This window comes from Agrococcus jejuensis (assembly GCF_007679035.1).
GTDB classification, from domain to species: domain Bacteria; phylum Actinomycetota; class Actinomycetes; order Actinomycetales; family Microbacteriaceae; genus Agrococcus; species Agrococcus jejuensis_A.
Window position 1 is genome coordinate 218080 of record NZ_VEFR01000005.1, and the last position, 25530, is coordinate 243609.

Genomic DNA, 25530 nt, shown 5'->3' on the forward strand with positions numbered 1-25530 from the left:
CATTCGGTGCGAGGGACGCGAGATGCGTACCCGGCACCGTGAGCGCCTGCCCGCGTCCGGCTGGGGAGGACGTGGGCCACCGACCTGCCGCGCGGCACCCGCGCGCCCCGACGCACGAACGCGAGCATCGCGTCCGCGTCCCTCCCGACGAGCGTCGACGAGCGCCTCCACCTCCCAGACGTGCGCGGACACACCGACCGCACCCCGAAACATGACCGACACGTCACCCTCGATAGACTTCCCTCATGCCCCGCATCGCCGTCGTGCCCGGCTCCTACGACCCCGTGACCCTGGGTCATCTGGATGTCATCTCTCGTGCTGCGCGCATCTTCGACGAGGTGCACGTGCTCGTGGTGCACAATCCCGACAAGAACGCGTTCCTGCCTGCGCCGGATCGGCAGCTGCTCATCGAGCGGTCGCTCGAGGAGGCGCGCGTCGAGGGGCAGTTCACCGTCGCGACCTGGTCGATGGGCCTGCTCGTCGACTACTGCCAGCAGGTGGGCGCCGACGTGCTCGTGAAGGGCATCCGCTCGCAGATCGACCTGGCGTACGAGACGCCCATGTCGATCGTGAACCGCGACCTGGCCGGCATCGAGACGCTGTTCCTGCTGCCGAACCCCGAGAACGCGCACGTGTCGTCGAGCCTCGTGCGGCAGGTGGCCGAGCTGGGTGGCGACGTGAGCCCCTACGTGCCACGCGCCGTGGCGACGTTCCTGCAGCGCAAGTGACGCGGGGCCGATGAGCAGGCTGGAGGCCTGGTCGGTCGACGGCATCGGCGAGATCGTCGCCGGCGACGACCTCGCGCGCATCGTGGGCGACGCGATCGCGCCGCATGCGCCGACCGAGGGCGACGTCGTCGTCGTGACGAGCAAGGTCGTGTCGAAGGCCGAGGGGCGGATGCGGCAGGCTGTCGACCGCGAGCAGGCGATCACCGACGAGACCGTGCGCGTCGTGGCGAGCCGAGCGCACCCGGGCGGCGTCACGCGCATCGTGCAGGATCGCAACGGCTTCGTGATGGCGGCGGCCGGCGTGGATGCGTCGAACACGCCCGAGGGCACGATCCTGCTGCTGCCCGTCGATCCCGACGCGTCGGCGCTCGCGCTCGCGACGGCGCTGCGCGACCGCTTCCAGGTGGCGATCGGCGTCGTGGTGAGCGACACGTTCGGGCGCCCGTGGCGAGCGGGGCAGACCGACGTGGCCATCGGTGCCGCCGGGCTGCGCGTCATCGAGCCGCTCGCCGGCAGCGTCGACACGCACGGGCGTCCGCTCGTGGTGAGCGCGGCTGCGGTGGCCGACGAGATCGCGTCGACGGCCGAGCTCGTCGCGGGCAAGACGAGCGGCCGTCCCGTGACGATCGTTCGCGGCCTCGGCCGCCACGTGCTGGGCCTCGGCGAGCCGGGCGCGCGTGCGCTCGTGCGCGACGCGGACAGCGACATGTTCCGCCTCGGGTCGGCCGAGGCGCACGCCGAGGGCTTCGCCGCGGGCCTCGCCGCGGCGCGATCCGCCGACGCGCCCGGAGCCGACGGCGACACGCCGTCGCACGCCCAGGAAGACCTCAGGCCCGCATAGGGCGACGTGCGAGACTGCCCGGACCATAGGGGGTGGGATGACCGAGCTCGCAGAGGCCATCGAGGGTGCAGTCGGCACCGTCATCGACGGCAAGCCCGACGAGATCCGCACCGTGCTGACGGTGCTGCTGGCCGAGGGCCACATCCTGCTCGAGGACGTGCCGGGCGTCGGCAAGACGCAGCTCGCCCGGGCGTTCGCCGCCGCGATCGGCGGCAGCGTGCATCGCATCCAGTTCACGCCCGACCTGCTGCCCAGCGACATCACGGGCGTCTCGATCTACGACCAGCGCCAGGGTCGCTTCGAGTTCACGCCGGGCCCGGTCTTCTCGAACATCGTCATCGCCGACGAGATCAACCGCGCGAGCCCCAAGACGCAGTCGGCGCTGCTCGAGTGCATGGAGGAGGGGCAGGTCACCGTCGACGGCGTCACGCACCAGCTGCCGCGCCCCTTCATGGTCATCGCGACGCAGAACCCCATCGACATGGACGGCACGTACGCGCTGCCCGAGGCGCAGCGCGACCGCTTCATGGTGCGCCTGCAGATCGGGTACCCGGATGCAGCGGCCGAGCTGCGCATGGTGCAGGCGCGCAAGACGCACACGCCGCTCACCGACCTGCACACGGTCGTGTCGAGCGACGCGTTCCAGCAGGAGATCGACGCGGCCCATGCCGTGCGCGCGCACGAGCTCGTCGAGCAGTACGCCGTGCGCCTCGTGCGCGCGACGCGCGAGCGCCCCGACGTGCGCATCGGCGCGAGCCCTCGAGCGACGCTGCAGCTCCTGCGCGCCGCGAAGGCCCGCGCGCACCTCGAGGGCCGCGACTGGCTGTCGCCCGACGACGTGAAGCTGCTCGCCCGTCGCGTGCTGCCGCACCGCATCCTGCTGCACGACCAGGCGGCGACGATCGACGATGCGCTGCAGGTCGTCGACCGCGTGCTCGACACCACCCCGGCGCCCAGGGCGCGGTGATGCGGCTGCGGCTCACGGTGCGCGGGGTCGCGCTCGCGTGCGCCGCGATCGGCCTCGGCGTGGCCGCCTACTGGACGCTGCAGGGCGCGTTCCTCGTGCCCGCCGTGCTCGCAGGCGGCGTCGTCGTGGCTGGCCTGCTGCTGCTCATCCTGGCGCCGGCAGGGCGCGACGTCGACTGGCATCCGCCGTCGGTCGCCGTCGAGGGCGTCGACCTCGACGTGCCCGTGCGGCTGCCGGATGCGTACGCGGGCGGCTGGTGGCGTCCGCAGACGTCGCTCGACCCCGTGACGTTCTCGTGGGATCGACTCGAGTCGTCGGCGACGCACCTGCGCGTCTACGCACCGCATCGCGGCGTGCACCGACTCGGCCCCGTGCGCGTGCGCCGCAAGGATCCGCTGGGCGCGTGGCTGTCGACACGACGGCTCGAGACCCTCGGGGAGCTCGTCGTCGGCCCGCGCGTCACGCCGCTGCAGGCGTCGGCGGTGCTCGGGCACGGCATCGACGCGGCCGTGAGCCGCGTCGGGCAGGGCGACCTCGTCGACCAGCTCGTGCGCGACTACCGGCCGGGCGATCCGGTGCGGCGCATCCACTGGCGGCAGACGGCGCGCCACGGCGATCTCATGGTGCGGCAGGAGCAGCCGCCGGCGACGCCGCGCGTCGTCATCGTGCTCGACACGCTCGCCGACGGCTGGCGCGACGACGACGAGTTCGACGAGGGCGTGCGCGCCTTCGCGTCGCTGTGCATGGCGGTCGCGTCGCAGGGGCTGCAGGTCGAGGTGCAGGAGACGGGCGTCGCGCAGCTGGGCGACGGCGTGCTCGCGTCGCGCACGGCGCTGCTCGACGCGTGCGCCCGCCTCGAGGTCGCGCGCATGGCGGTCGACCGTGGCACCCAGGGGCCGACGATCGTCGTGACGGGGATGGGCAGCCAGCCGATGCAGCGCATCCTCGCCGACCTCGACCCGGGCTCGACCGTGTGGTCGGTCACCGGCGACGACCGCACCGTCGCTCGCTCGGTGCGGCACGTGCGGTGGAACGCGGGGCATCCCTACGACGCTCGGCGGCCGGCATGACGCGCGCGCCCGAGCTCGTCGCGCCCGTCGAGCAGGCGCCGGTCGAGGAGCGGCGAGCGCCGCAGCATCGCAGCGAGATCGCGTCGATCGGCATGCGCGCGCTGCTCGTGGCGGGCGGCATCTGCCTCTCGCTCGTGCCGTGGATCGACCTGCTCGACGGCGGCTGGCAGACGGTCGTCGTGGCGTTCGTGCTCGCGCTCGTCGGCGTCACGACCATCGCGCGACTGCTCGGCGCGGGCATCTTCGCCCCGCTCGCGGCCATCGTCGTCGCCGTGCCGTGGCTCACGCTGGCGACGGCACCGCAGGAGGCCATCGCGGGGCTCATCCCCACGCGGTCGTCGCTCGCGGCATCGGGCGCCTCGATCGTGGAGGGCGTCACGCAGCTGCTGTTCACGCCCGGGCCGCCCGTGCCGATGACTCCCGACGTCGTGGGCGTGCTGCTCGTCGCGGTGCTGCTGCTGTGGGTCCTCGTCGACGGCCTGCTCTCGCTCGGGGTGCCCGCGCTCGCCGCGACGCCGCTGCTGCTGCCGGCGATCATGACGATGGCGTACCGCATCGAGCTCGACCCGTTGCGGCTCGTGCCCGCGGCGATCGCCATGACGGCGTTCCTCGTGCTCGGCCGGCGCGAGCGGTCCCGGCGTCGCGCGCTCGCCGCCGCCGTCGTCGTGGTGCTCGCCGCCGTCGTCGCGCCCGCGGTCATGCCCGCGCCGCGCGAAGCCGACATCGCGTGGCCGCGGTGGATGCAGGGGCCGGCGAGCGGCGGCATCGCGTCGGGGCCGCCGCAGCTGTCGACGGGCATCGACCTCGCCGAGGACCTGCGCCGCGGGTCGCCCGTGCGCATCTTCGACTACGCGCCGAGCGACGGTCTGCCGATGCTCACGCGCCTCACGTCGCTGCAGGGCATCGGGCCCGACGGCTTCGTCGAGGAGCGCGGCGAGCTGTCGACCTCGTTCGAGGACATGGGCGCGTCGGCGAGCGGCGACGCCATCTCCACGCAGTTCACCCTCGGCCGCGCCTTCATCGGCAACGTGCCCATCCCGGTCCAGGCGACGTCGACGGCCGACTTCTCGGGCACGTGGCGGTGGGATCCGGCGTCGCAGTCGATCGGCTTCACCGATCCCGACCGGCTCGTGTCGCTCAACGACCAGACGTACTCGGTCGCGAGCGTGCGGCCCACGCCCATCCCCGAGGGGGAGTCGCCCGAGTCGACGGGAGCGCAGGAGGCGCTCGAGGTGCCGGGCGACGCCTCGTTCTTCGCCGAGCTCGCCGACGAGATCGTCGACGAGGATGCTGCGCCGCTCGAGCGGGCGCAGCAGATCGAGGCGTACATGACCGACGGCTCGTGGGACTACTCCGAGACGGTGCCGCTCGAGGGCTTCGGCACGACGGGCGGCGGCCAGTGGTCTGCGCTCGAGCGGTTCATGGATGCGCGCTCGGGCTACTGCGTGCACTACGCGTCGGCGACGGCGATCCTCGCGCGCGCCGCGGGCATCCCCGCGCGCATCTCGGTCGGCTTCCTGCCGGGCACGGATCCGCAGGCCGATGGCACGTACACCGTGACCACGAACGACATGCACGCGTGGGCCGAGCTGTGGTTCGACGGCTACGGCTGGGTGCCGTTCGACACGACGCCGGGCATCGCCGCCGGCGGCACGGTCGCGTCAGCGGAGGACGACGACGACGCCGGCGCCACCGAGCAGCCGACGCTGCCGTCGCCGACCGCGGTGGCGCCGTCGCCGAGCGCGTCGCCGACGGCGTCGCCGAGCCCGTCGACGTCGGCCGACCCGGGTGCGATCCCGACCGCGACGGGGCCGGGCTCGGCGGGGGAGCCGGTGCGCTGGGACCTCGTGGCGCGTCCCGTGCTCGTCGTGCTGGCGCTGCTGCTCGTGCTGCTCACGCCGGCGACCGTGCGCGAGGTGCTGCGGCGGCGCCGCATCGCCGAGGGTGCGGGTGGTGCGCTGTGGGAGGTGCAGGCGACGCTCGCGGATGCCGGCAGCCGGGTGCCGACGTCGCGCACGCCGGGCGAGATCGCCGCGGCGGTCGCGGCGCTGCCCCTGCGCGAGCGGGAGCGGCACGCGCTCGAGCGACTGCGCGACGCGGCGGAGCGCGAGCGCTTCGCGGGCGAGCCGTCGACGGCGCACGGCAGGGATGCGCGCGCGGTGATCGCGGGCATCCGCCGCACGATCCCGCGCAGCGAGCGACTGCTGCGCGCCCTCGCGCCGCCGAGCCTCATCCGCGTCTGGCGCCGAGACCGATCCGACGACGACGCGCTCGTCTGAGCTGCACCCCCGCCGAATCCGCGGTCGAGCACGCCGCCGAGGGCGCATTCCTCTCCGCGGGTCCCTGAGCCGCGGATCCGGCGGTGATCCCCACCAGCTGGTCGAGGAGCGCGCGAGCCCGAAGGGCGAGCACGCGTCACGAGACCACGCGACCGCGGCTCCTGGCCGGCCGTGCGCGTGGTCCCATCGAGCGGGCACGTCACGTGGTCTCGTGACGGCTGCAGCCTGCGGCTGCAGCCTCCTCGACCAGCTGTCGGGGCGCGCTAGGGGAGGGCCACCGTCACCGCGAGCCTGCCCGTCAGCGGGTCGGGGCCCACGTGGGCGCGCACGTCGTAGACGGCGGCGATGCGCTCGGCCGTCAGCACCTCCGCCACAGGCCCCGCCGCGGCGAGGCGGCCATCGGCGAGCAGCGCCACGTGGTCAGCCCACCCGGCGAGCGTGAGGTCGTGCAGGGCTGCCACCACGGTGACGCCGTCGTCGGCGAGCGAGCGCAGCAGCGCGATCGTCTCGAGCGACGCGCGCACGTCGAGGTGGTTCGTCGGCTCGTCGAGCACGAGGATGCTCGGCTCCTGCGCCAGCGACGCCGCGAGCCGCACGCGCTGCCGCTCGCCGCCCGACAGCGACGCGAACGACCGATCCGCCCACGCCGATGCACCCGCGCGGTCGAGCGCATCCTCGGCCACGCGCCGATCCTCGCGACTCGTCGACCCGAGGAAGCCCTGATGCGGCATGCGCCCCAGCAGCGCCACCTCGAGGCACGTGAGGGCGAGCTCGCTCGCCGCCTCCTGCTCGACGACCGCGATGCGGCGCGCGCGCTCGCGCCGGCCGAGCGCGTGCAGGTCGCCGCCATCGAGCAGCACGGTGCCCGAGGTGGGCGACTCGACGCCCGTCAGCTGCCGCAGCAGCGTCGACTTGCCCGAGCCGTTGGGGCCCACGAGCCCCGTGAGGCCCGTCGCCGGCACGGCGAGGTCGATGCCGTGCAGGATGCGCGTGCCGTCGACCTCGACGACGAGGCCCTGCGTCACGAGCCCGCCGCTCATGCCGATCTCCGCTGCCGCAGCAGGATGAGCGCGAACGCCGGTGCGCCCACGAGCGCCGTCACGATGCCGACGGGCAGCTCGCGCGGCTCGAACGCCGTGCGCGCGAGGGTGTCGGCGACGAGCAGCACGATGCCGCCCGCGAGCGCCGCGAGCGGCAGCAGCGCCCGATGCCCGGGCCCGGTCAGCAGCCGCACGGCGTGCGGCACGATGAGCCCGACGAAGCCGATCGATCCCGACACCGACACGAGGATGCCGGTGAGCAGCGCCGTCGCGCCCAGCAGCAGCAGACGCGTGCGGCCGGGGTGGATGCCGAGCGACGCCGCGTGGCGGTCGCCGAACGCGAACGCGTCGAGCCGGCGCGCGACGAGCACGATCGGCACGACGATGACGACGAGCCCCGCCCACGTGAGCCAGACCGCGGGCCAGCGGGCGGCGGCGAGGGTGCCCATGAGCCAGCCGAGGATCTCGCGGTACGAGTCGCCCGTCACGGTCCAGAAGATGATGAGGCTCGTGACGGCGCCGAGCATCGACGACACCGCGAGGCCCGCGAGCACCGTGCGCGTCGGCGTCACCTGCCCGATGGCGGTCGCGAGCCCGACCGTCATCGCCAGGGCCAGGGCCGCGCCCGCGAAGGCCGCGATGGGCAACGGCACGGCGATGCCGAGCAGCAGCGCGCATACGGCGCCGAGGGATGCGCCCGACGACAGGCCGAGCAGGTACGGATCGGCGAGCGGGTTGCGCGTGACCGACTGCATCACGGCGCCGCACACCGCGAGGCCCGCGCCGCACGCGATGGCGACGAGCACGCGCGGCACCCGACGCTGCCACACGATGCCGTCCTCGATGGGCGTCAGCACGGGCTGGCCGATGCCGAGATGCGCGCCGATCGTCGCCCACACGTCGCCGAACGACAGGTCGGCGGCGCCGAGCACGACCGCGAAGGTCGCGAGCACGGGCGTCGCGACGCTCAGCACGATCGCGCCGATCGCGACGCGTCGGCGCCTCGCCGTCATCCGCACCCGCGGCCTCCCGTCATGGCGTCAGCGGCTCAGCCCGTCGACGCGTCAGAGCTCGATCTCGGAGACCTGCAGCGCCACCGACTGCGCGGCCTCGGCGGTGCGCACGCCCGCCTCCGACGCCGCGAACGGCACGATCACGTAGCGGTGCTGCTGCACGGCCGTGAGCTGCGAGAGCGTCGGGTCGGCCTCGAGGTACTCGATCTTGTGCTCGGCGGTGTTCCAGTCGCTGTCGACGATCACGAGCACGTCGGGGTCGGCGGCGAGCACCGACTCCCAGCCGTACGGTGCCCAGCCGCCCTCGAGGTCGGAGGCGATGTTCGTGAGGCCCGCGGTGTCGAGGATGAGCTCGGGCGCACCCTGGCCGGCGCCGACGTAGGGCGTCTCGGTGCCCGACGACCACCACAGCGCCGAGAGGTCGCGGTCGTCGGCCGCGATGCCGTCGAGCATCTCCTGCTGGTCGGCGACGACGCCCGAGGCGTCGACGTCGAAGACGTCGGCGAGCTGCTCGACCTCGGCGGCGATCGAGTCGAACGTGACCTCGGTGGGCGCGTCGGCGCTCATGCACGCCGTGGGCCACACGTAGGTGCCGACGCCCAGCTCGGCGAGCTCGTCGCGCGTGCCGACGGCGTCGGCGGCGAACGCCGACTCCCAGCCCGAGAAGATCAGGTCGGGCTCGAGCTCGAGCACCGACTCGGCGCCGGGCATCCGCTCGTCGATGACGGGCAGCGGCTCGTCGACCTCGAGGCCGTCGGGCAGCGGGCCGTCCTGGAAGGCGGTACCGACGATGCGGTCGCCGAGGCCGAGCGCGATGAGCGCCTCGGTCGTCGAGGACTTGATCGTGACGACGCGCTCGGGCGGCGTCTCGAACGTCGCGTCGAACCCGCAGTTCGACACGGTGACGCCGGCGTCGGCGGATGCCGAGGGCGCGGGCGACGACGAGGATGCGGGGGCGTCGGCCGACGAGCACCCTGCGAGGGCGAGGGCGGCGACGAGGGCGACGGCGGGGATGGAGCGGCGCATCGAGGAGACCTTCCGGGCATGCTGGCGCGAACTGGAGCTTCGGGTTCGCGCGCGGAGATGGTGCCCGGCGCATCCAGCAGCCTAGTCGCGTCGCGGCCGACGCTCGAACGCTGCGGATCCAGCGCTGCGGGGCACGAATCCGTCACGATCCGGATCGTGACCCTGGCGAAACGCGTGCGAAACGCGCGACCCTCAGAGTCAACGCAAGGGAGCGGAGGATCACGTGACCACGGTCAGAGCAGCCATCACCCAGACGACGTGGACGGGCGACAAGGAGTCCATGCTGGATCGCCACGAGGCGTTCCAACGCGAGGCGGCCGAGCAGGGTGCGGACGTGATCTGCTTCCAGGAGCTCTTCTACGGCCCCTACTTCGGCATCACGCAGGACCAGAAGTACTACCGGTACGCGGAGCCGGTCGACGGCCCCATCGTGCAGCGCTTCGCCGCGATCGCGAAGGAGCTCGGCATGGTCACGATCCTGCCGATCTACGAGGAGGAGCAGACGGGCGTGTACTACAACACGACCGTCGTCGTCGATGCCGACGGATCGATCCTCGGCACGTACCGCAAGCATCACCTGCCGCACCTCGACCGGTTCTGGGAGAAGTTCTACTTCCGCCCGGGCAACCAGGGCTACCCCGTCTTCGACACCGCCGTCGGCAAGGTCGGCACGTACATCTGCTACGACCGGCACTTCCCCGAGGGGTGGCGCGAGCTGGGCCTGAACGGCGCCCACATGGTCTTCAACCCCAACGCGACGAAGCCGGGCCTCTCGAACCGGCTCTGGGAGGTCGAGGGTCCCGCCGCTGCGGTCGCGAACGGCTACTTCGTGCTGCAGCCCAACCGCGTCGGCCGCGAGGACAACGAGTACGGCGACCTCGCCGTCGACTTCTACGGCACGAGCCAGGTCATCGACCCGCGCGGCAACTTCGTGGGCGAGCGCGGCTCGGGCGAGCACGAGGAGCTGCTCGTGCGCGACCTCGACCTCGACATGGTGCAGCAGATGCGCGACGACTGGCAGTTCTACCGGGATCGTCGGCCCGACTCGTACACGCGGATCGCGCAGCCGTAGGGGAGAGGGACACGATGGCAACGACGCTCATCACCGGCGGCACCGTCGTCTCGTCGACGGGCCGTGCGCCCGCCGACGTGCTCGTCGACGGCGAGACCATCCGAGCCGTGCTCGAGCCCGGCTCGACCCTGCTCGGGCACGACCTCGCCGCATCCGTCGATCGCGTGATCGACGCGACCGGCAGGTACGTCATCCCGGGCGGCATCGACGCGCACACCCACATGCAGCTGCCGTTCGGCGGCACGTTCGCGTCGGACACGTTCGAGACCGGCACGCGTGCGGCAGCCTGGGGCGGCACGACCACGATCGTCGACTTCGCCGTGCAGAAGACCGGGGAGCGCCTGCAGGACGGCCTCGCGGCATGGCACGAGCTCGCCGCGGGCGAGTGCGCCGTCGACTACGGCTTCCACCAGATCGTCGGCGGCGTCGACGACGACTCGCTGCAGGCGATGCGCGGGCTCGTCGACGAGGGCATCTCGAGCTTCAAGCTCTTCATGGCCTACCCGGGCGTCTTCTACTCCGACGACGCGCAGATCCTCAAGGCCATGCAGGTGTCGGCCGAGACCGGGCTCATGACGATGATGCACGCCGAGAACGGCCCCGCGATCGACGTCATCGCCGAGCAGCTCGTGCGTCAGGGCAACACGGCGCCGTACTTCCACGGCATCGCCCGCGCATGGCAGATGGAGGAGGAGGCGACGCACCGGGCGATCATGCTCGCGAACTACACGCAGGCGCCCCTCTACGTCGTGCACGTGAGCGCGAAGCAGGCGGTGCAGCAGCTCGCATGGGCGCGCGACCAGGGGCAGCAGGTGTTCGGCGAGACGTGCCCGCAGTACCTCTACCTGTCGCTCGAGGAGCAGCTCGGCGCGCGCGGCAGCGAGTGGGGCGACTTCGAGGGAGCGAAGTGGGTGTGCTCGACGCCGCTGCGCAGCCGCGAGGAGGGCCATCAGGACCACATGTGGCAAGCGCTGCGCACGAACGACATCCAGATGGTGTCGACCGACCACTGCCCGTTCTGCATGAAGGACCAGAAGGAGCTGGGCCTGAGCGACTTCCGCGCCATCCCGAACGGCATCGGCTCGATCGAGCACCGCATGGACCTCATGTACCAGGGCGTCGTCACGGGCCGCATCACCCTCGAGCGGTGGGTCGAGCTGACGTCGACGACGCCGGCGCGCATGTTCGGCATGCACGGCAGGAAGGGCGTCATCCAGCCGGGCGCCGACGCCGACATCGTGCTCTACGACCCGAACGGCCACACGTCGATCGGCGTCGAGCGGACGCACCACATGAACATGGACCACTCCGCATGGGAGGGGTTCGAGATCGACGGCCACGTCGACACGGTCATGGCGCGCGGCAAGGTCATCGTCGACGACGGGCAGTACCTCGGATCCAAGGGCGACGGGCGCTTCGTCAAGCGCGGCCTGTCGCAGTACCTGGCGTAGGGGAGGCAGAGCCATGGACTTCGGAGCCGTCTTCCAGACCAACCCGCCCTCGGCGCGCGTCGTGCAGCTGTCGCAGCTCGCCGAGGCGCACGGGTTCAGCCACGTGTGGACGTTCGACAGCCACCTGCTGTGGCAGGAGCCGTACGTCATCCACTCCGCGATCCTCGGCGCGACCCGCAAGGTCACCGTCGGGCCGTTCGTCACGAATCCCGCGACGCGCGACTGGACCGTGACGGCCAGCGTGTTCGCGACCCTCAACGAGATGTACGGCAACCGCACCGTGTGCGGCATCGGCCGCGGCGACTCGGCGGTGCGCGTCACGAACGGCGCGCCGACGACGCTTGCGACGCTGCGCGATGCCGTGCACGTCATCCGCGAGCTCGGCTCGTCGCGCGCGGTCGAGTACAACGGGTCGCGGCTGCAGTTCCCGTGGTCGAAGGGCTCCGAGCTCGAGGTGTGGGTCGCGGCGTACGGGCCCAAGGCGCTGCAGCTCACGGGCGAGGTGGCCGACGGGTTCATCCTGCAGCTCGCCGACGTCGACATCGCGCGGTGGATGATCCAGGCCGTGCGGGATGCCGCCGCGAACGTCGGACGGAACCCCGACGACATCACCATCTGCGTCGCCGCGCCGGCGTTCGTGGGCGACGACGTGGCGAACCAGCGCGACCAGTCGCGGTGGTTCGGCGGCATGGTCGGCAACCACGTGGCCGACATCGTCGCCCGCTACGGCGACTCGGGCGCGGTGCCGCAGGCGCTCACCGACTACATCGCGGGTCGCACGGGCTACGACTACAACAGCCACGGCCGCAGCGAGAACGACCACGTCGACTTCGTGCCCGACGAGATCGTCGACCGCTTCTGCATCCTCGGCTCCGTCGACGACCACATCGCGAAGCTCAAGGCGCTCGCGGACGTCGGGGTCGACCAGTTCGCGGCCTACGTCATGCACGACGACAAGGAGGAGACGCTGCGCCTCTACGGCGAGCGGATCATCCCTGCCCTCACCGAGCACGTGACGGCGAAGTCGTGACGCGCGTGCGCCCGTTCGCCCGCTCGGCGCTGCTGGGGCTCGTGGGCGTCGTGGCGCTCGCGGTGCTGTGGGAGGCGTACAAGGCGCTCGGGCCGGCGGAGGGCTGGCGCGTCGGCGACGTGTCGGTGCTGCCGCGCACGACCGACCTCGCGATGCCCCACGTCTGGGACATGCTCGGGCGAGCGTTCGCGCCCGTGCGGAACGGCTCCGACGAGCTCGTCGTGCAGGCGGTGCTCGCCGCGTGCCTCACGACGGCGGCGACGGCGCTCGTCGGCCTGCTCGTCGGTGCCCTGGTGGGGTTCGGCCTCGCGCTCGTCATGCAGGCGCTGCCGATCGCGCAGGCGGCGATGCTGCCGTGGCTCATCCTCAGCCAGACCGTGCCGCTCATCGCGCTCGCGCCCATCGTCGTGTCGTGGGGCGGCCGCATCGACGGGTGGGAGCGGTGGATGAGCGTCGCCGTGATCGCGTCGTACCTCGCGTTCTTCCCCGTGGCCGTGGGGGCGCTGCGCGGCCTGCAGTCGCCGACGGCGGCGCAGGTCGACCTGCTGCGCTCGCAGGGCGCGTCGTGGTGGTCGACCATCCGCTACCTGCGGCTGCCCGCCGCGGTGCCGTACGTGCTGAACGCGCTGCGGCTCGGCGCGGCCGCCGCGATCGTCGGCGCCGTCGTCGCGGAGGTGTCGACCGGCTCGCGCGGCGGCATCGGCCGTCTCATCGTCGAGTACGCCCAGGCGGGCTCGTCGGATCCGGCGCGCGGCTGGTCGCCGATCTTCGGGGCGGTGCTCATGGGCCTCGCGGTCGCGGGTCTCGTCGCCCTCGCGGGGCTCGCGCTCGCCCGCTACCGACGGCTGGAGGCAGCATGACCGCGGTGGAGGTGCGCGGCGCCACGAAGGTGTTCGCGACGCGGGAGGGCGAGGTGCGCGCGCTCGACGCGGTCGACCTCACGGTGGCCGACGGCGAGTTCGTGTCGCTCATCGGGCCCTCGGGCTGCGGCAAGTCGACGCTGCTGCGCCTCATCGCCGACCTCGATGCGCCGACGGCCGGCGAGGTGTCGGTCTTCGGGCGCACCGCACGCGCAGCGCGCCTCGACCACGCCTACGGCATCGCCTTCCAGCAGTCCGGGTTGCTGCCGTGGCGCACGGTGCGCCAGAACGTCGAGCTGCCGCTGCAGCTGCACGGCGTCGCTGCCGCGGCCCGCCGTGCGCGCTCGGCCGAGCTGCTCGACCTCGTCGGGCTGGCCGACTTCGCCGATCGGCATCCCGACCAGCTCTCCGGAGGCATGCAGCAGCGCGTCGCCATCGCGCGATCGCTCGCCGAGCATCCGCGACTGCTGCTCATGGACGAGCCGTTCGGCGCCCTCGACGAGATGACGCGCGAGCGCCTGCAGGGCGAGCTGCGCCGCATCGTCGGCGAGACCGGCGCCGCCGTCGTGTTCGTGACCCACTCGATCCCCGAGGCCGTCTACCTCTCCGACCGCGTCGTCGTGATGTCGCCGCGGCCGGGCCGCATCACCGACGTCGTCGACGTGCAGCGGCAGGGGATGGATGGCGCCGACGACATCCGCGAGGCCGACGCGTTCTTCGCCTCCGTCACGGCCGTGCGCGAGGCGCTCCACGGCGACTCGGCTCCGGATGGATCGTCCGCCCGCGGGGTGGAGACGCGATGAGCACGGCGGCACGGGTGCTGGCGCCGATCGCGTTGGGAGTCGTGCTGCTCGTCGTGTGGGAGGCGGCCGTCGCGCTGCTCGACATCCCGCCGTACCTGCTGCCGGCGCCGTCGGCGATCGGCACGCAGGTGGCGATCATCCTGCCCGGCCTCGTCGCCGCCGCGCTCGCGACCGGCACGAACGCGCTCGTGGGCCTCGTCGGCGGCGCGGTGCTCGCGATCGCCATGGCGGCGCTCGCGTCGCGCATCCGCTGGCTGCAGTCGATCGTCGAGCCGCTCGTCGCCGCGATCGCCGTCGTGCCGATCGTGGCGCTCGCGCCCGTGCTCGGCACGATGTTCGGTGCCGCGAGCGAGACGCCGCGCCAGGTCGTCGTCGGCATCGCCGCGTTCGTGCCCGTGTTCGTCAACACGCTGCGCGGCCTGCGCAGCGCCGACCCCGTGCACCGCGACCTGCTGCGCGCCAACGGCGCATCGGGCTGGCAGGTCACGTGGCATCTCACGCTGCCCGGCGCCCTGCCCTACGTGTTCACGGGCCTGAACGTCGCATCCTCGCTCGCCGTCATCTCGGCCGTCGTCGCCGAGTACTTCGGCGGCCTGCAGAACGGCCTCGGCTCGCGCATCGCTTCCGCCGCCGCCCAATCCGGGTACGCCCGCGCGTGGAGCTACGTGCTCGCCGCCGTCGTGCTCGGCCTGATCTTCTACGTCGCCACCCTGCTGCTCGAGCGCTCCCGGGCTCGAGCATCCAGCACCTGAGAGAGGGGAACATCATGCACCGCACATCCAGGAGGACGCTCGGCGTCCTGGCCGCCGCCACCGCGGCGGCGCTCGCGCTCGGCGCCTGCTCGGCAGGAGGCGGCGACGCCCCCGAGGAGGGCGCCGACGGCCTCACCCCCGTGACCCTGCAGCTGCAGTGGTTCGCGCAGGGCCAGTTCGCCGGCTACTACGCCGCCGTCGAGCAGGGCTTCTACGAGGACCACGGCCTCGACGTGACGATCGTCGAGGGCGGCGCCGACATCGTGCCCCAGACGGTGCTCGCCGACGGCCAGGCCGACTTCGCCATCGCCTGGGTGCCGAAGGCGCTCGCGTCGATCGAGGCAGGCGCCGGCATCACGAACGTGGGCCAGATCTTCCAGCGCTCCGGCACGCTGCAGGTGTCGTTCGCCGACGCCGGCATCGAGGGCCCCGAGGACCTCGCGGGCGAGAACGTCGGCTCGTGGGGCTTCGGCAACGAGTTCGAGCTGTTCGCCGGCATCGGCGAGGCGGGCCTCGACCCCATGAGCGACGTCACCCTCGTGCAGCAGGCCTTCGACATGTCGGGCCTCCTCTCGGGCGACATCGACGCGGCGCAGGCCATGTCGTACAACGAGTACGCGCAGCTGCTCGAGACGGTGGACCCCGAGACGGGCGAGCTGTACACGGCCGACGACTTCTCGGTCATCGACTGGAACGAGGTCGGCGTCGCCATGCTGCAGGACGCGATCTGGGCCAACACGGAGGCGCTCGGCGACGAGGCCTTCCAGGAGACCACCGTCGCCTTCCTCGAGGCATCGATCGAGGGCTGGGTCTTCGCGCGCGACAACCCGGAGGAGGCGGCGCAGCTCGTCGTCGACGCCGGCAGCCAGCTCGGCTCGAGCCACCAGCTGTGGATGGTCAACGAGGTCAACGCGCTCATCTGGCCGTCGCCCGACGGCATCGGCATGATCGACCAGGATGCGTGGGACCAGACGGTCGACATCTCGCTGTCGACGCCCAACCAGGACGGATCGACCGTCATCACGACCGATCCGCCGGACACCGCCTACGACATGACGTACGTCGAGCAGGCGCTCGCGAACCTCGAGGAGGACGGCGTCGACGTGACCGGCGCCGACTACGCCCCCATCGAGGTCACGCTCACGGAGGGCGGCCAGTAGGCCGCAGCGCACCCGCACCGCGCCCTGCGGTGCCCTAGCGTGGGAGAGGCGGAGCAGATGCTCCGCCTCTCCTGCACTGCCGAAGGAGCCTCCCATGAGCGAGACCGTGCTGAACGACCACCTCGAGCACGCATCCGACCCCGCCGCGGGCGACCGCGCCCGCGCGCTCGACGCGCACGTCTTCCACTCGTGGTCGGTGCAGGGGCAGACGAATCCCTTCGCGATCGCCGGCGGCCTCGGCACGACGGTGTGGGACCACGAGGGGCGCGAGTACCTGGACTTCTCGAGCCAGCTCGTGAACACGAACATCGGGCACCAGCACCCGAAGGTCGTCGCCGCCATCAAGGCACAGGCCGACGTGCTCACGACCGTCGCGCCGGCGACGACGAACCTCGTGCGCGGCGAGGCGGCCGACGCGATCCTCGCGCACGCGCCCGGCTTCCAGAGCGTCTTCTTCACGAACGGCGGCGCCGACGCCATCGAGAACGCCATCCGCATGGCCCGCCTGCACACGGGCCGCGACAAGGTCGTCTCGCTCTACCGCTCGTACCACGGCAACACGGGAGCCGCCGTCGTCGCGACCGGCGACTGGCGTCGCGTGCCCAACGAGTACGCGCGCGGCCACGTGCACGCGTTCGGACCGTTCCTGTACCGCAGCGAGTTCTGGTCGGAGACGCTCGAGCAGGAGTGCGAGCGCGCCCTGCACCACATGCGCCGCGTCATCGAGGCCGAGGGGCCGGAGTCGGTCGCCGCGATCCTCGTCGAGGCCATCCCGGGCACGGCCGGCGTCATCATGCCGCCGCCCGGCTACCTCGCGGGGCTGCGTGCGCTCGCCGACCGCTTCGGCGCCATGCTGATCATGGACGAGGTCATGGCGGGGTTCGGCCGCACGGGGGAGTGGTTCGCGCACGACGCCCACGACGTGCGCCCCGACCTCATCGCCTTCGCGAAGGGCGTCAACTCGGGCTACGTGCCCGTCGGCGGCGTCATCGTGAGCCCCGAGATCCACGAGACCTTCACGAAGCGCGTCTTCCCGGGCGGCCTGACGTACTCGGGCCACCCGCTCGCGGCCGCATCGATCGTCGCGACCCTCGGCGCCATGGCATCGGAGGGCATCGTCGACAACGCCCGCCGCATCGGCACCGACGTGCTCGGACCCGGCCTCGCCGAGCTCGCCGAGCGCCACGCCCTCATCGGCGAGGCACGCGGCGTCGGCGTCTTCTGGGCGCTCGACCTCGTCGCCGACCCCGCGACGCGCGAGCCGGTCGGCGCGCCCGTCATCGGCGCGCTCAAGTCAGCCCTCATGCAGCGCGGCCTGCTGCCGTTCGCCGCCGACAACCGCATCCACGTCGTGCCCCCGTGCGTCGTGACCGACGACGAGGCGCAGGCGGCGCTCGCGATCTACGACGAGGCGTTCGCCGAGGTCGGGGCGAGCCTGTGAGCGTGCACCTCATCGGTGGCGGATGGGCCGACGAGTCGGCCTGGACGGGACGCTTCGTCGACGAGGCGCGCGCCCGCGCCGGCGGCCGCCCCACGATCGCCGTCGTGCTGTGGGCGCCGACGCTCGCCGAGGGCGAGGCGTGGCACGCCGACTACCGCGACGACCTGGCGAAGCACGACTGCGAGGTGCGGTTCGTGCAGCTCGCCGCCGACCGGCGGCTCGACGCATCCGACCTCGTCGGCGCCGACGGCGTGTTCGTGGGCGGCGGGCTCACGCCCGGCTACCACGAGGCCGTGATGCCCGCGGCGCAGGCCATCCGCGAGCTCGTCGCCGACGGCACGCCCTACGCCGGCTTCTCGGCGGGCGCCATGATCGCCGGCGACGTCGCCCTGCTGGGCGGCTGGCGCATCGGCGGCGTCGAGGTGACGCAGGAGCGCTCGAACGAGGGCCTCGACGACGTGACGCTCGCCGAGGGCATCGGCCTCGTCGACGTCGTCGTCGACGTGCACGCCGCGCAGTACGGCAACCTCGGCCGCGCCGTCGCGATCGTCGACGCCGAGCTCGTCGAGCGCACCGTCGCGATCGACGAGCGCACGTCGCTCGTCGTGGGCGAGCAGGGTCTCGTCGCCGCCGGCGAGGGCAACGTCTACGTGTGCACGAAGGACGGCCCGCACGTGCAGGTCGCGGTGCTGGGCGGCCGATGACCGCGGCGCTGTCGGCGCTCGTCGACCCGGGCTGGGCGGAGGCGCTCGCACCGGTCGAGCCGACGATCCGACAGCTCGGCGATCGGCTGCGCGGCGAGGTCGCCGAAGGGCGTCCGTACGTGCCAGAGGGCGCGCGCGTCCTGCGTGCCTTCGAGCGCCCGATCGCCGACGTGCGCGTGCTCATCGTCGGCCAGGACCCCTACCCGACGCCCGGCCACGCCGTCGGCCTGTCGTTCTCGGTCGACCGGGCCGTGCACCCGGTGCCGCGATCGCTGCAGAACATGTACAAGGAGCTCGAGGCCGACCTCGGCATCCCGCCCGCATCCCACGGCGACCTCAGCCGATGGGCCGATCAAGGCGTGCTGCTGCTCAACCGCGTGCTCACGACCGCGGCAGGCACGAGCGACGCGCACAAGGGCTGGGGCTGGGAGACCGTGACCGAGGCCGCGATCGGCGCGCTCGCGCGGCGGCCCGAGCCGCTCGTGACCGTGCTGTGGGGTGCGAAGGCGCAGCAGCTGACGCCGCTGCTGGCCGGCACGCCCATCGTCGCCAGCCCGCATCCGTCGCCGCTGTCGGCATCGCGCGGCTTCTTCGGCTCGCGCCCCTTCTCGCGTGTGAACGAGCTCCTGCAGCAGCAGGGTGCGCCACCGATCGACTGGCGACTGGAGTAGGCATGCTGCCCGAGGAGTACGACAAGCGCCGCACGCTGCCGCGCCATCTGCGCGCCGTGCGATCCGAGCCGGAGTTCTCCTTCGTCATCCGTCCCGCGACCGTGCGCGACATCGCGGTGATCCGCTCGATCCATGCGCACTACGTGCTGAACTCGTCGGTCACGCTCGAGGATCGGCCGAAGACGCTGCTCGAGTGGCGGCGCACCTTCGACTGGCTCGAGCGCCTGCGCCTGCCCTTCCTCGTCGCCGAGTCGGGCACGAAGACCGTGCTCGGCTACGCGCTCGCCGAGCCCTGGAAGCCGCGCAGCGCCTACCGCACGATCGTGGAGCACTCGATCTTCCTCGCGCCCGCATCCACGGGGCGCGGCCTCGGCAGGGCGCTGCTCGTCGCGCTCGTCGACGCCGCGACCGACGCCGGCTGCAAGGAGATGATCGCCGTCATCGCCGACGAGAAGGCGGAGGCGTCGGTGGCGTTGCACGAGCGGCTCGGCTTCCGCGAGACGGGCCGCATGGGCAAGGTCGGCTTCAAGTTCGACCGCTGGCTCGGCACGATCACGATGACGAAGCGCCTGAAGAAGCGCCGCCGCTGACCTCGGTCGGTTGCGTCTCGCAGGCGATCAGGGGTTGCAGAGGGGCATCTTCCCTCTGCCCACCCGGATTGCCTGCGAAACGCCCCGGGGGCGGTTGCTGATGGTGCGTTTCGCAGGCGATTCGCCGAGCCGAGGGGAATGCTCCCTTGGCTCGCGGAATCGCCTGCGAAACGCAACCGACCTGGGGGCGAGGGTGGCGGATACGCTGCAGTTGTTCTAGCGTCGACTAGAACAAGTGCAGGAGGTGCGCCGTGTCCCGCCCGGAGTCCGCCGAGGACGACCGATCCCTCGAGCTCGTGCCGTCGGCACGTGCGCCGTGGTGGCGACGCATGCTCGTCGCCCTCCTCGTCGGAGCGCCCGCGCTCGTGCTGCTCGTCGCCGACTTCGCAGGCGTCGTCGACCCCGACGGGCAGCCCGGGGCGCTCCCGGGGTGGACGGGCGCCGCGATGTGCGCGATCTGGATCACGCTGCTCGCTCGCGCCATCCTGCCGCTCGCGCGCATCGCCGCACGCCTCGAGGCGTTCGCCGCGACGCTCGCGTGGACGATGCTCGTGCTGGGACTCCACCTGCCGCTGCCGTGGCTCGTCGTCGCGCCGCTCGCCGGTGCCGTCGTCATGGTGCTGCGCCGGCCGGTGCGGCGCACGGTCGCGCCGCGCGACCGCGTCGAGCGCGACCTCGACGTCGCCGGTGCCGTCGCGTTCTCGGAGACGTCGGCCGATCCGACCCGGGCCGTGCTCATCGCCTTGGGCTGCGTGGGCTTCGCGGCCATCGGCGTCGTCACGGCCGTGACGAGCGGACCGATGGGCTGGTGGTACCTGCTCGCCGCCGCCGTGTGGTTCACGGGTGCCGTGCCGTGGATGCTGCGCGTCACCCTCGACCGCGCGGGGCTCGCGGTGCGCACGCTGCTGCTGCCCGGCGCGCTCGTGCGCGTGCCGCTCGCCGACATCGACGACGTCGAGGCCGGCACCGTGCGTCCGCGCCGGTGGGGCGGCACGGGATGCGTCGTCGACGGCGGCGTCACGTCGGTGCTGCGCGCCGAGGGCGGCGCGGTGCTCGTGACCCGACGCGACGGCTCGCAGGTCGTCGTCAACGTCGACCGTCCCGACGAGGCCGTCGCGACCTTCGCGGCGCCGCGTGCGAGCGGGGGCGCGTGATGACCGTGCTCCGACTCCCGTCGCGCGGTCCGCAGCACGCGCACGGCTGATGCGCTTCGTCGTCGATCCCGCGCTCTCGGAGCCGCTGCACGAGCAGATCGCGCGGCAGGTGCGGGATGCGTTCGAGACGGGCGAGCTGCGACAGGGGGAGCGGCTGCCGCCCGCGCGCGAGCTCGCCGACGCGCTCGACGTCAACATGCACACGGTACTGCGCGGCTACCAGTCGCTGCGCGACCTCGGCCTCGTCGAGCTGCGACGCGGCGCCGGCGCGCGCATCCGCACCGATGCGCGTCCCGTCGGCGCCCGCCTGCACGAGCTCGTCGCCGAGCTGCGCGTCGAGGCTGCGCGCCTCGGCATCCCGCCGGCCGACCTCGCACGCATGGTCGCCAGCACCGACCCGCCCCGCTCCTGAACCGATCCGGTCGCGTTTCGCAGGCGATTCGCCGAGCCGAGGGGAATGCTCCCTTGGCTCGCGGAATCGCCTGCAAAACGCAGTCCGCCAGGGCGTCAGCGGCCGACGAGGCCCAGGTCGTAGGCGAGGATGACGAGCTGCACGCGGTCGCGCGCGTCGAGCTTGCGCAGCAGCCGGCCCACGTGGGTCTTGACCGTCGACTCCGACAGCACGAAGCGGCGCGCGAGCTCGTCGTTCGTGAGGCCCTCGGCGATCGCCACGAGGAACTCGCGCTCGCGCGGCGTGAGCACCTCGAGGGCGGATGCGTCGGTCTCGACGGGCGCGGACGTCGCGAAGTGCTCGAGCATGCGCCGCGTGACCGTGGGCGCGAGCGCCGCGTCGCCCGCGTGCACGGCGCGGATCGCGGCGACGAGCTCGGCGGGGCGCGCATCCTTCAGCAGGAAGCCGCTCGCGCCGGCGCGCAACGCGGCGTAGGCGTACTCGTCGAGGTCGAACGTCGTGAGCACGAGCACCTTGGGATGCGTCGGCGCGGCCGTGATGCGCTCGGTCGCGGCGATGCCGTCGACGCCGGGCATGCGCACGTCCATGAGCACGACGTCGACGTCGCCGCGTGCGGCGAGCGCCGCACCCGCGGCGCCGTCGCCGGCCTCGCCGACGACCTCGACGTCGGGCTCGGCCTCGAGCACCATGCGGAAGCCGAGGCGCACGAGCTCCTGGTCGTCGACGAGGGCGATGCGGATGGTCATGCGGGCTCCTGCTCGGCGGTGGGGGACTCGTGGAGGGTGGCGACGACGCGCCAGCCCGACGGCTCGCGGGGGCCGGCGACGACGTCGCCGGCGAACAGGGCGACGCGCTCGCGCATGCCGACGAGGCCGCGGCCCGCACCCGTGGTCGCGGCGGGCGCGCCCGACCCGTCGTCGACGATCTCGACGCGCACGACGCCCGAGCCGTGCCGCACGTCGACCTCGACGCGCGCCGCATCCGACGCGTGCCGCATGGCGTTCGTCAGCGCCTCCTGCACGATGCGGTGCACCGTGAGCGCGAGGGTCTGGTCGGCGATCGCCGAGCCCGACGTCGTGAGCCGCACGGGCATCCCCACGTCGCGGAACGACGCGACGAGCGCGTGCAGGTCGCCCGCGGCCGGCTGCGGCGCGCGGTCGGCGGCGTCGCCGGGCTCGCGCAGCACGCCGAGCAGCCTGCGCATCTCGGCGAGCGAGTCGCGGCCGGCGTCGGCGACGCGGCGCATGGTGTCGGCGGCTCGCTCGGGATCGCGCGCGGCCTGCGCCGCGGATCCCTCGGCGAGCGTGACCATGACCGTGAGGCCGTGGCTCACGACGTCGTGCATCTCGCGCGCGATCCGCGCGCGCTCGGCGGCGACGGCCAGCTGGGCCTCCTTGTCGCGCTCGCGGGCCATGTCGTCGGCGCGGGCGATGAGCGCCGCGACGTACGCGCGGCGACCGCGCACCGAGGTGCCGAGCAGCACGGCGACGACGTAGGAGGCGATGCCGACGAGGTTCACCGAGACGACGGGGCCGACCGACATGGGCTCGATCGAGGGGAGGATGAGGGTCGCGATGAGCGAGCCGATGCTCGCGGCGGCGACGCCGATCCACACGTGCAGGGGCTTGCCGTACGCGCCGATGGAGTACAGGGCGACGTAGATCGCGAGGAAGCCGCCCGCCGAGGCCTCCGACGGGATCGCGAGCAGCGCCGCGATGACGAGCACGACGGGCAGCGGCCAGCGGCGGCGCTGCAGCAGCGCGGCGCCGGCGACGAGCGACACCGCGATCATCAGCAGCCCCGAGAGCCGCTGCGTCGGGTCGATGGCCGCGAGCACCGTGCCGATGACGAGCACCGGCAGCTGCGAGCCGACCGCGAGGGTCCAGTCGACGAGCCGCGGATGGCGGGCCGTGAACCGACGCAGCACCCCCGGCGGCCGGGGGAGCGCCACGGCACCCCCGACGCGGACGTCGGGGGTGCCGGGCGCGGTCGTCATGGGATTCCGACCCTACGCGTCGCGCTTCGTCAGCGCGGCCGCTGCGCCGAGCAGCGCGGCCGTCGGCCACGCGGCCGTCACGGCGAGCGCCCGCCAGAAGTCGCCACCGACCTCGGCGCCGGGCATCGAGATCGTCATGCCCGAGTTCGGCAGCAGGTAGGGCGAGGCCTCCTGCACCCACTCGAACGGCACGAGGCCGACGACGACGGGCAGCACGAGCAGCACCCCGAGCGCGATCGCGATGCCGCCGGCACCGGAGCGCACGAGGGCGCCGACGCCGAGCGCGAAGACCGTGAGCAGCGCGAGGTACACCGCGCCGCCGAGCACCGTGAACGCGACGGATGCGTCGAGGCCCATGTCGTCGATCGGGATGCCGTAGCCGACGGCGATGCCGATGGTGGCGGCGATGCCGATCGCGAGCGAGACGGCGCTCGCCACGAAGGTCGCGACGCCGACGACGAGCGCCTTCGCGCCCAGCACCGGCAGCCGACGCGGCACGGCCGTGAGGCTCGAGCGGATCTGCCCGGAGCCGTACTCGCCGGTGATGACGATGACGCCGAGGATCGCGAAGACGAGCTGCGACACGAGCATGCCCGACGTGCCGAGGGCGGCGACGGGGATGTCCGACAGGAGACCCTGCTCGATGGCACCCTCGGGCGCGGTCGCCAGCGTCGCGAACGCCGCGAGGGCGCCGAAGCCGGCGGTGATGACGACGGCGATCGCGATCGCCCATCCGATGGAGCGGACGCTCGTCAGCTTGATCCACTCGGCGCGCACGACGCCGCCGAAGGTGACGCGGTGCGGCGACTCGTCGCGGAAGGTCGCGCGGCGCGCCTGGGGCGCGTCGGCGGTGGTGGGGGTCGTGGTGGTCATCGGACCGCCTCCGTCCTGTACTCGACGGCATCGCTCGTGAGCGCCATGTAGCGCTCCTCGAGCGTCGCCTTGCGGGGTGCGAGCTCCTCGATGCCGATGCCGGCGCCCACGGCGACCTCGGCGATGCGCGGCGCAGGCACGCCCGACACCTCGACGGCGTCGGGGGCGATCTGCGTCGTGGTGACGTCGTCGGATGCGAGCAGGTGCGCCAGTCGGTCGACGCCGGTGCCGCGCACGAGCACGACCTGCTGGCCCTGCACGCCGAGCATCTCGTCGATCGACTGGTCGGCGAGCACGCGGCCCTTGCCGAGCACGACGACGCGGTCGGCGACCTGCGCCATCTCGCTCATGAGGTGCGACGACAGCAGCACGGCTCGACCCTCGGAGGCGAGGCCGCGCAGCAGGCGGCGCACCCAGGCGACGCCCTCGGGGTCGAGGCCGTTGACGGGCTCGTCGAGGATGAGGGTGTGCGGGTCGCCGAGCAGCGCCGAGGCGATGCCGAGCCGCTGGCCCATGCCGAGCGAGAAGCCGCCGACGCGCTTGCGGGCGACGGACTCGAGACCGGTGATCTCGAGCACCTCCCGCACACGGGCCTTGCCGATGCCGTGCGTGGCGGCGAGGCCCAGCAGGTGGCGCTCGGCAGTGCGGCCCGGGTGCCACGCCTTCGCGTCGAGCAGCGCGCCGACCTCGGTGAGGGGCGAGCGCAGCTCGCGGTAGGGGGCGCCGGAGACGGTGACGGATCCGGAATCAGGGCGGTCGAGGCCGACGATCATGCGCATCGTCGTCGACTTGCCCGCGCCATTGGGGCCGAGAAAGCCGGTGACGAGGCCCGGACGGACCTCGAATCCGACGTCATCGACCGCGACCTTCGCGCCGTAGCGCTTCGTGAGGTGCTCTGCAACGATCATGCATCCACCGTGCCGGTACGCGGCGCCTCCCCGCGTCGTCGCGGGGGAGGAACCTGGCGCGGACGCCGTGGTACCCCGGGGGGACGACGGGCGGCACCCGGGCATGCCGAACCCCGGCGCTGCTCGTGTCGGTGCTCGGTGCCATGCTCGCGCCATGGCGACGTACGACGAGTGGAAGGCGGCCCGGATCGAGGCCGAGGCGAAGGCCGTCGCGGCCGCGCAGGCGGCGGGTACGCAGGCCACCGTGACGCCGCTCGGCGAGGGGCTGTGGCTCGTGTCGGTCGCGGGCGTGAGCCGCGGCACCGTGCGGCGCATCGTCGTGCAGGGCGCCGAGCGCTTCGAGGCGCGCCTGCGGCACATCGACCCCGGCCACGGCACCCGCATCGGCGAGTACTTCGAGCTCGCGAAGGCCGTCGCCGCGCTGCGCGCCGAGGCGCCTCGGTTCGTGGGTCGCGACCCGTTCAAGGAGCTCACGAACTACGTCTCGCGCGACCAGATGCGCGAGCGCACCGAGCGGATGCGGCAGCAGCGCAGGGCGGGTCGGTACTCGTAGCCGCGCCCAGCCGCACGCCGGGTGCGCATTCCACCCGGCCGGCCGCTGAGCCGTGGATTCGGCGGCGCTCCTTCCAGCTGGTCGAGGAGCGCGCGAGCCCGAAGGGCGAGCACGCGTCACGAGACCACGCGACCGC

26 protein-coding genes are annotated in these 25530 nt (G+C 73.0%); 19 read left to right on the forward strand and 7 right to left on the reverse strand.

The features are described from left to right. The first annotated feature begins 245 nt into the window (after positions 1-245). The 5 genes from coaD to FS793_RS16750 are packed head-to-tail and all read left to right on the forward strand — an operon-like array spanning position 246 to position 5885. The gene (gene coaD / locus FS793_RS14635) at positions 246-728 is read left to right on the forward strand and encodes a pantetheine-phosphate adenylyltransferase (RefSeq protein WP_092502345.1); all 483 of its coding nucleotides are present in this window, start codon (positions 246-248) and stop codon (positions 726-728) included. Between the two features lie 10 nt (positions 729-738). After that, complete coding sequence (cofE, locus tag FS793_RS14640; protein WP_144721609.1) at positions 739-1569, forward strand: coenzyme F420-0:L-glutamate ligase; 831 nt, start codon at positions 739-741, stop codon at positions 1567-1569. Positions 1570-1606: 37 nt separating this feature from the next. After that, positions 1607-2536, forward strand: coding sequence for an AAA family ATPase (locus FS793_RS14645; protein ID WP_144721611.1), 930 nt, complete (start codon positions 1607-1609; stop codon positions 2534-2536). After that, a complete protein-coding gene (locus FS793_RS14650) occupies positions 2536-3606 on the forward strand; it encodes a DUF58 domain-containing protein (protein ID WP_144721613.1) in 1071 nt (356 codons plus the stop codon). Before FS793_RS14645 ends, FS793_RS14650 begins: the two co-directional genes overlap by 1 nt. Then, positions 3603-5885 carry a transglutaminase-like domain-containing protein gene (locus tag FS793_RS16750; protein WP_144721615.1) on the forward strand — a complete coding sequence of 761 codons (2283 nt, stop codon included), beginning with the start codon at positions 3603-3605 and terminating at the stop codon, positions 5883-5885. The genes FS793_RS14650 and FS793_RS16750 overlap by 4 nt, the downstream gene beginning before the upstream one ends. A gap of 263 nt (positions 5886-6148) precedes the next feature. Here FS793_RS16750 and FS793_RS14660 read toward each other — a convergent pair whose 3' ends face one another. Genes FS793_RS14660 through FS793_RS14670 form a run of 3 tightly spaced genes read right to left on the reverse strand, consistent with a single transcriptional unit; the run spans position 6149 to position 8964 of the window. Next, positions 6149-6925, reverse strand: coding sequence for an ABC transporter ATP-binding protein (locus FS793_RS14660; RefSeq protein ID WP_144721617.1), 777 nt, complete (start codon positions 6923-6925; stop codon positions 6149-6151). Then, positions 6922-7938, reverse strand: coding sequence for a putative F420-0 ABC transporter permease subunit (locus FS793_RS14665; RefSeq protein ID WP_144721619.1), 1017 nt, complete (start codon positions 7936-7938; stop codon positions 6922-6924). The genes FS793_RS14660 and FS793_RS14665 overlap by 4 nt, the downstream gene beginning before the upstream one ends. Before the next feature lie 51 nt (positions 7939-7989). Next, positions 7990-8964, reverse strand: a complete 975-nt coding sequence (locus FS793_RS14670) for an ABC transporter substrate-binding protein (RefSeq protein WP_144721621.1) — start codon at positions 8962-8964, stop codon at positions 7990-7992. Positions 8965-9187: 223 nt separating this feature from the next. Here FS793_RS14670 and FS793_RS14675 point away from each other — a divergent pair, with 223 nt between their 5' ends. From FS793_RS14675 to FS793_RS14735, 13 genes are all read left to right on the forward strand, one after another. Next, the gene (locus FS793_RS14675; RefSeq protein ID WP_092502332.1) at positions 9188-10036 is read left to right on the forward strand and encodes a nitrilase-related carbon-nitrogen hydrolase; all 849 of its coding nucleotides are present in this window, start codon (positions 9188-9190) and stop codon (positions 10034-10036) included. Positions 10037-10050: 14 nt separating this feature from the next. Further along, positions 10051-11487, forward strand: a complete 1437-nt coding sequence (gene hydA, locus FS793_RS14680; RefSeq protein ID WP_144721623.1) for a dihydropyrimidinase — start codon at positions 10051-10053, stop codon at positions 11485-11487. A 13-nt stretch (positions 11488-11500) separates the two neighbouring features. Continuing rightward, positions 11501-12517: a TIGR03842 family LLM class F420-dependent oxidoreductase gene (locus FS793_RS14685; protein ID WP_144721625.1), complete on the forward strand. Its 1017-nt coding sequence runs from the start codon at positions 11501-11503 to the stop codon at positions 12515-12517. Then, positions 12514-13377, forward strand: coding sequence for an ABC transporter permease (locus tag FS793_RS14690; protein ID WP_144721627.1), 864 nt, complete (start codon positions 12514-12516; stop codon positions 13375-13377). The genes FS793_RS14685 and FS793_RS14690 overlap by 4 nt, the downstream gene beginning before the upstream one ends. Further along, on the forward strand, positions 13374-14180 hold the full coding sequence (locus tag FS793_RS14695; RefSeq protein WP_144721630.1) for an ABC transporter ATP-binding protein: 807 nt from the start codon (positions 13374-13376) through the stop codon (positions 14178-14180). The genes FS793_RS14690 and FS793_RS14695 overlap by 4 nt, the downstream gene beginning before the upstream one ends. After that, positions 14177-14932: an ABC transporter permease gene (locus FS793_RS14700; protein WP_144721632.1), complete on the forward strand. Its 756-nt coding sequence runs from the start codon at positions 14177-14179 to the stop codon at positions 14930-14932. Before FS793_RS14695 ends, FS793_RS14700 begins: the two co-directional genes overlap by 4 nt. A gap of 14 nt (positions 14933-14946) precedes the next feature. Beyond that, a complete protein-coding gene (locus FS793_RS14705; RefSeq protein WP_144721634.1) occupies positions 14947-16092 on the forward strand; it encodes an ABC transporter substrate-binding protein in 1146 nt (381 codons plus the stop codon). A gap of 94 nt (positions 16093-16186) precedes the next feature. After that, a complete protein-coding gene (locus tag FS793_RS14710; protein ID WP_144721636.1) occupies positions 16187-17533 on the forward strand; it encodes an aspartate aminotransferase family protein in 1347 nt (448 codons plus the stop codon). Between the two features lie 2 nt (positions 17534-17535). After that, a complete protein-coding gene (locus FS793_RS14715) occupies positions 17536-18237 on the forward strand; it encodes a Type 1 glutamine amidotransferase-like domain-containing protein (RefSeq protein WP_260980190.1) in 702 nt (233 codons plus the stop codon). Then, positions 18234-18908: a uracil-DNA glycosylase gene (locus FS793_RS14720; RefSeq protein ID WP_144721640.1), complete on the forward strand. Its 675-nt coding sequence runs from the start codon at positions 18234-18236 to the stop codon at positions 18906-18908. The genes FS793_RS14715 and FS793_RS14720 overlap by 4 nt, the downstream gene beginning before the upstream one ends. Before the next feature lie 2 nt (positions 18909-18910). Further along, positions 18911-19498, forward strand: coding sequence for a GNAT family N-acetyltransferase (locus FS793_RS14725; protein WP_144721642.1), 588 nt, complete (start codon positions 18911-18913; stop codon positions 19496-19498). A 251-nt stretch (positions 19499-19749) separates the two neighbouring features. After that, positions 19750-20652: a hypothetical protein gene (locus tag FS793_RS14730; protein WP_144721644.1), complete on the forward strand. Its 903-nt coding sequence runs from the start codon at positions 19750-19752 to the stop codon at positions 20650-20652. 49 nt (positions 20653-20701) lie between these two features. Continuing rightward, positions 20702-21064, forward strand: coding sequence for a GntR family transcriptional regulator (locus tag FS793_RS14735; protein WP_144721646.1), 363 nt, complete (start codon positions 20702-20704; stop codon positions 21062-21064). Positions 21065-21159: 95 nt separating this feature from the next. Here the strand turns inward: FS793_RS14735 and FS793_RS14740 are convergent, their stop codons facing one another. From FS793_RS14740 to FS793_RS14755, 4 genes are read right to left on the reverse strand one after another with little or no spacing between them, the layout of a single operon-like run. Then, complete coding sequence (locus FS793_RS14740) at positions 21160-21810, reverse strand: response regulator (protein ID WP_144721649.1); 651 nt, start codon at positions 21808-21810, stop codon at positions 21160-21162. After that, the gene (locus FS793_RS14745; RefSeq protein WP_144721651.1) at positions 21807-23060 is read right to left on the reverse strand and encodes a sensor histidine kinase; all 1254 of its coding nucleotides are present in this window, start codon (positions 23058-23060) and stop codon (positions 21807-21809) included. Before FS793_RS14745 ends, FS793_RS14740 begins: the two co-directional genes overlap by 4 nt. A gap of 12 nt (positions 23061-23072) precedes the next feature. After that, complete coding sequence (locus FS793_RS14750; protein WP_144721653.1) at positions 23073-23933, reverse strand: ABC transporter permease; 861 nt, start codon at positions 23931-23933, stop codon at positions 23073-23075. Continuing rightward, positions 23930-24841: an ATP-binding cassette domain-containing protein gene (locus FS793_RS14755; RefSeq protein ID WP_144721655.1), complete on the reverse strand. Its 912-nt coding sequence runs from the start codon at positions 24839-24841 to the stop codon at positions 23930-23932. The genes FS793_RS14750 and FS793_RS14755 overlap by 4 nt, the downstream gene beginning before the upstream one ends. A gap of 154 nt (positions 24842-24995) precedes the next feature. Between FS793_RS14755 and FS793_RS14760 the strand changes: the two genes are divergently transcribed. Next, positions 24996-25394: a hypothetical protein gene (locus FS793_RS14760; RefSeq protein ID WP_144721657.1), complete on the forward strand. Its 399-nt coding sequence runs from the start codon at positions 24996-24998 to the stop codon at positions 25392-25394. The last annotated feature ends 136 nt before the right edge of the window (positions 25395-25530 follow it).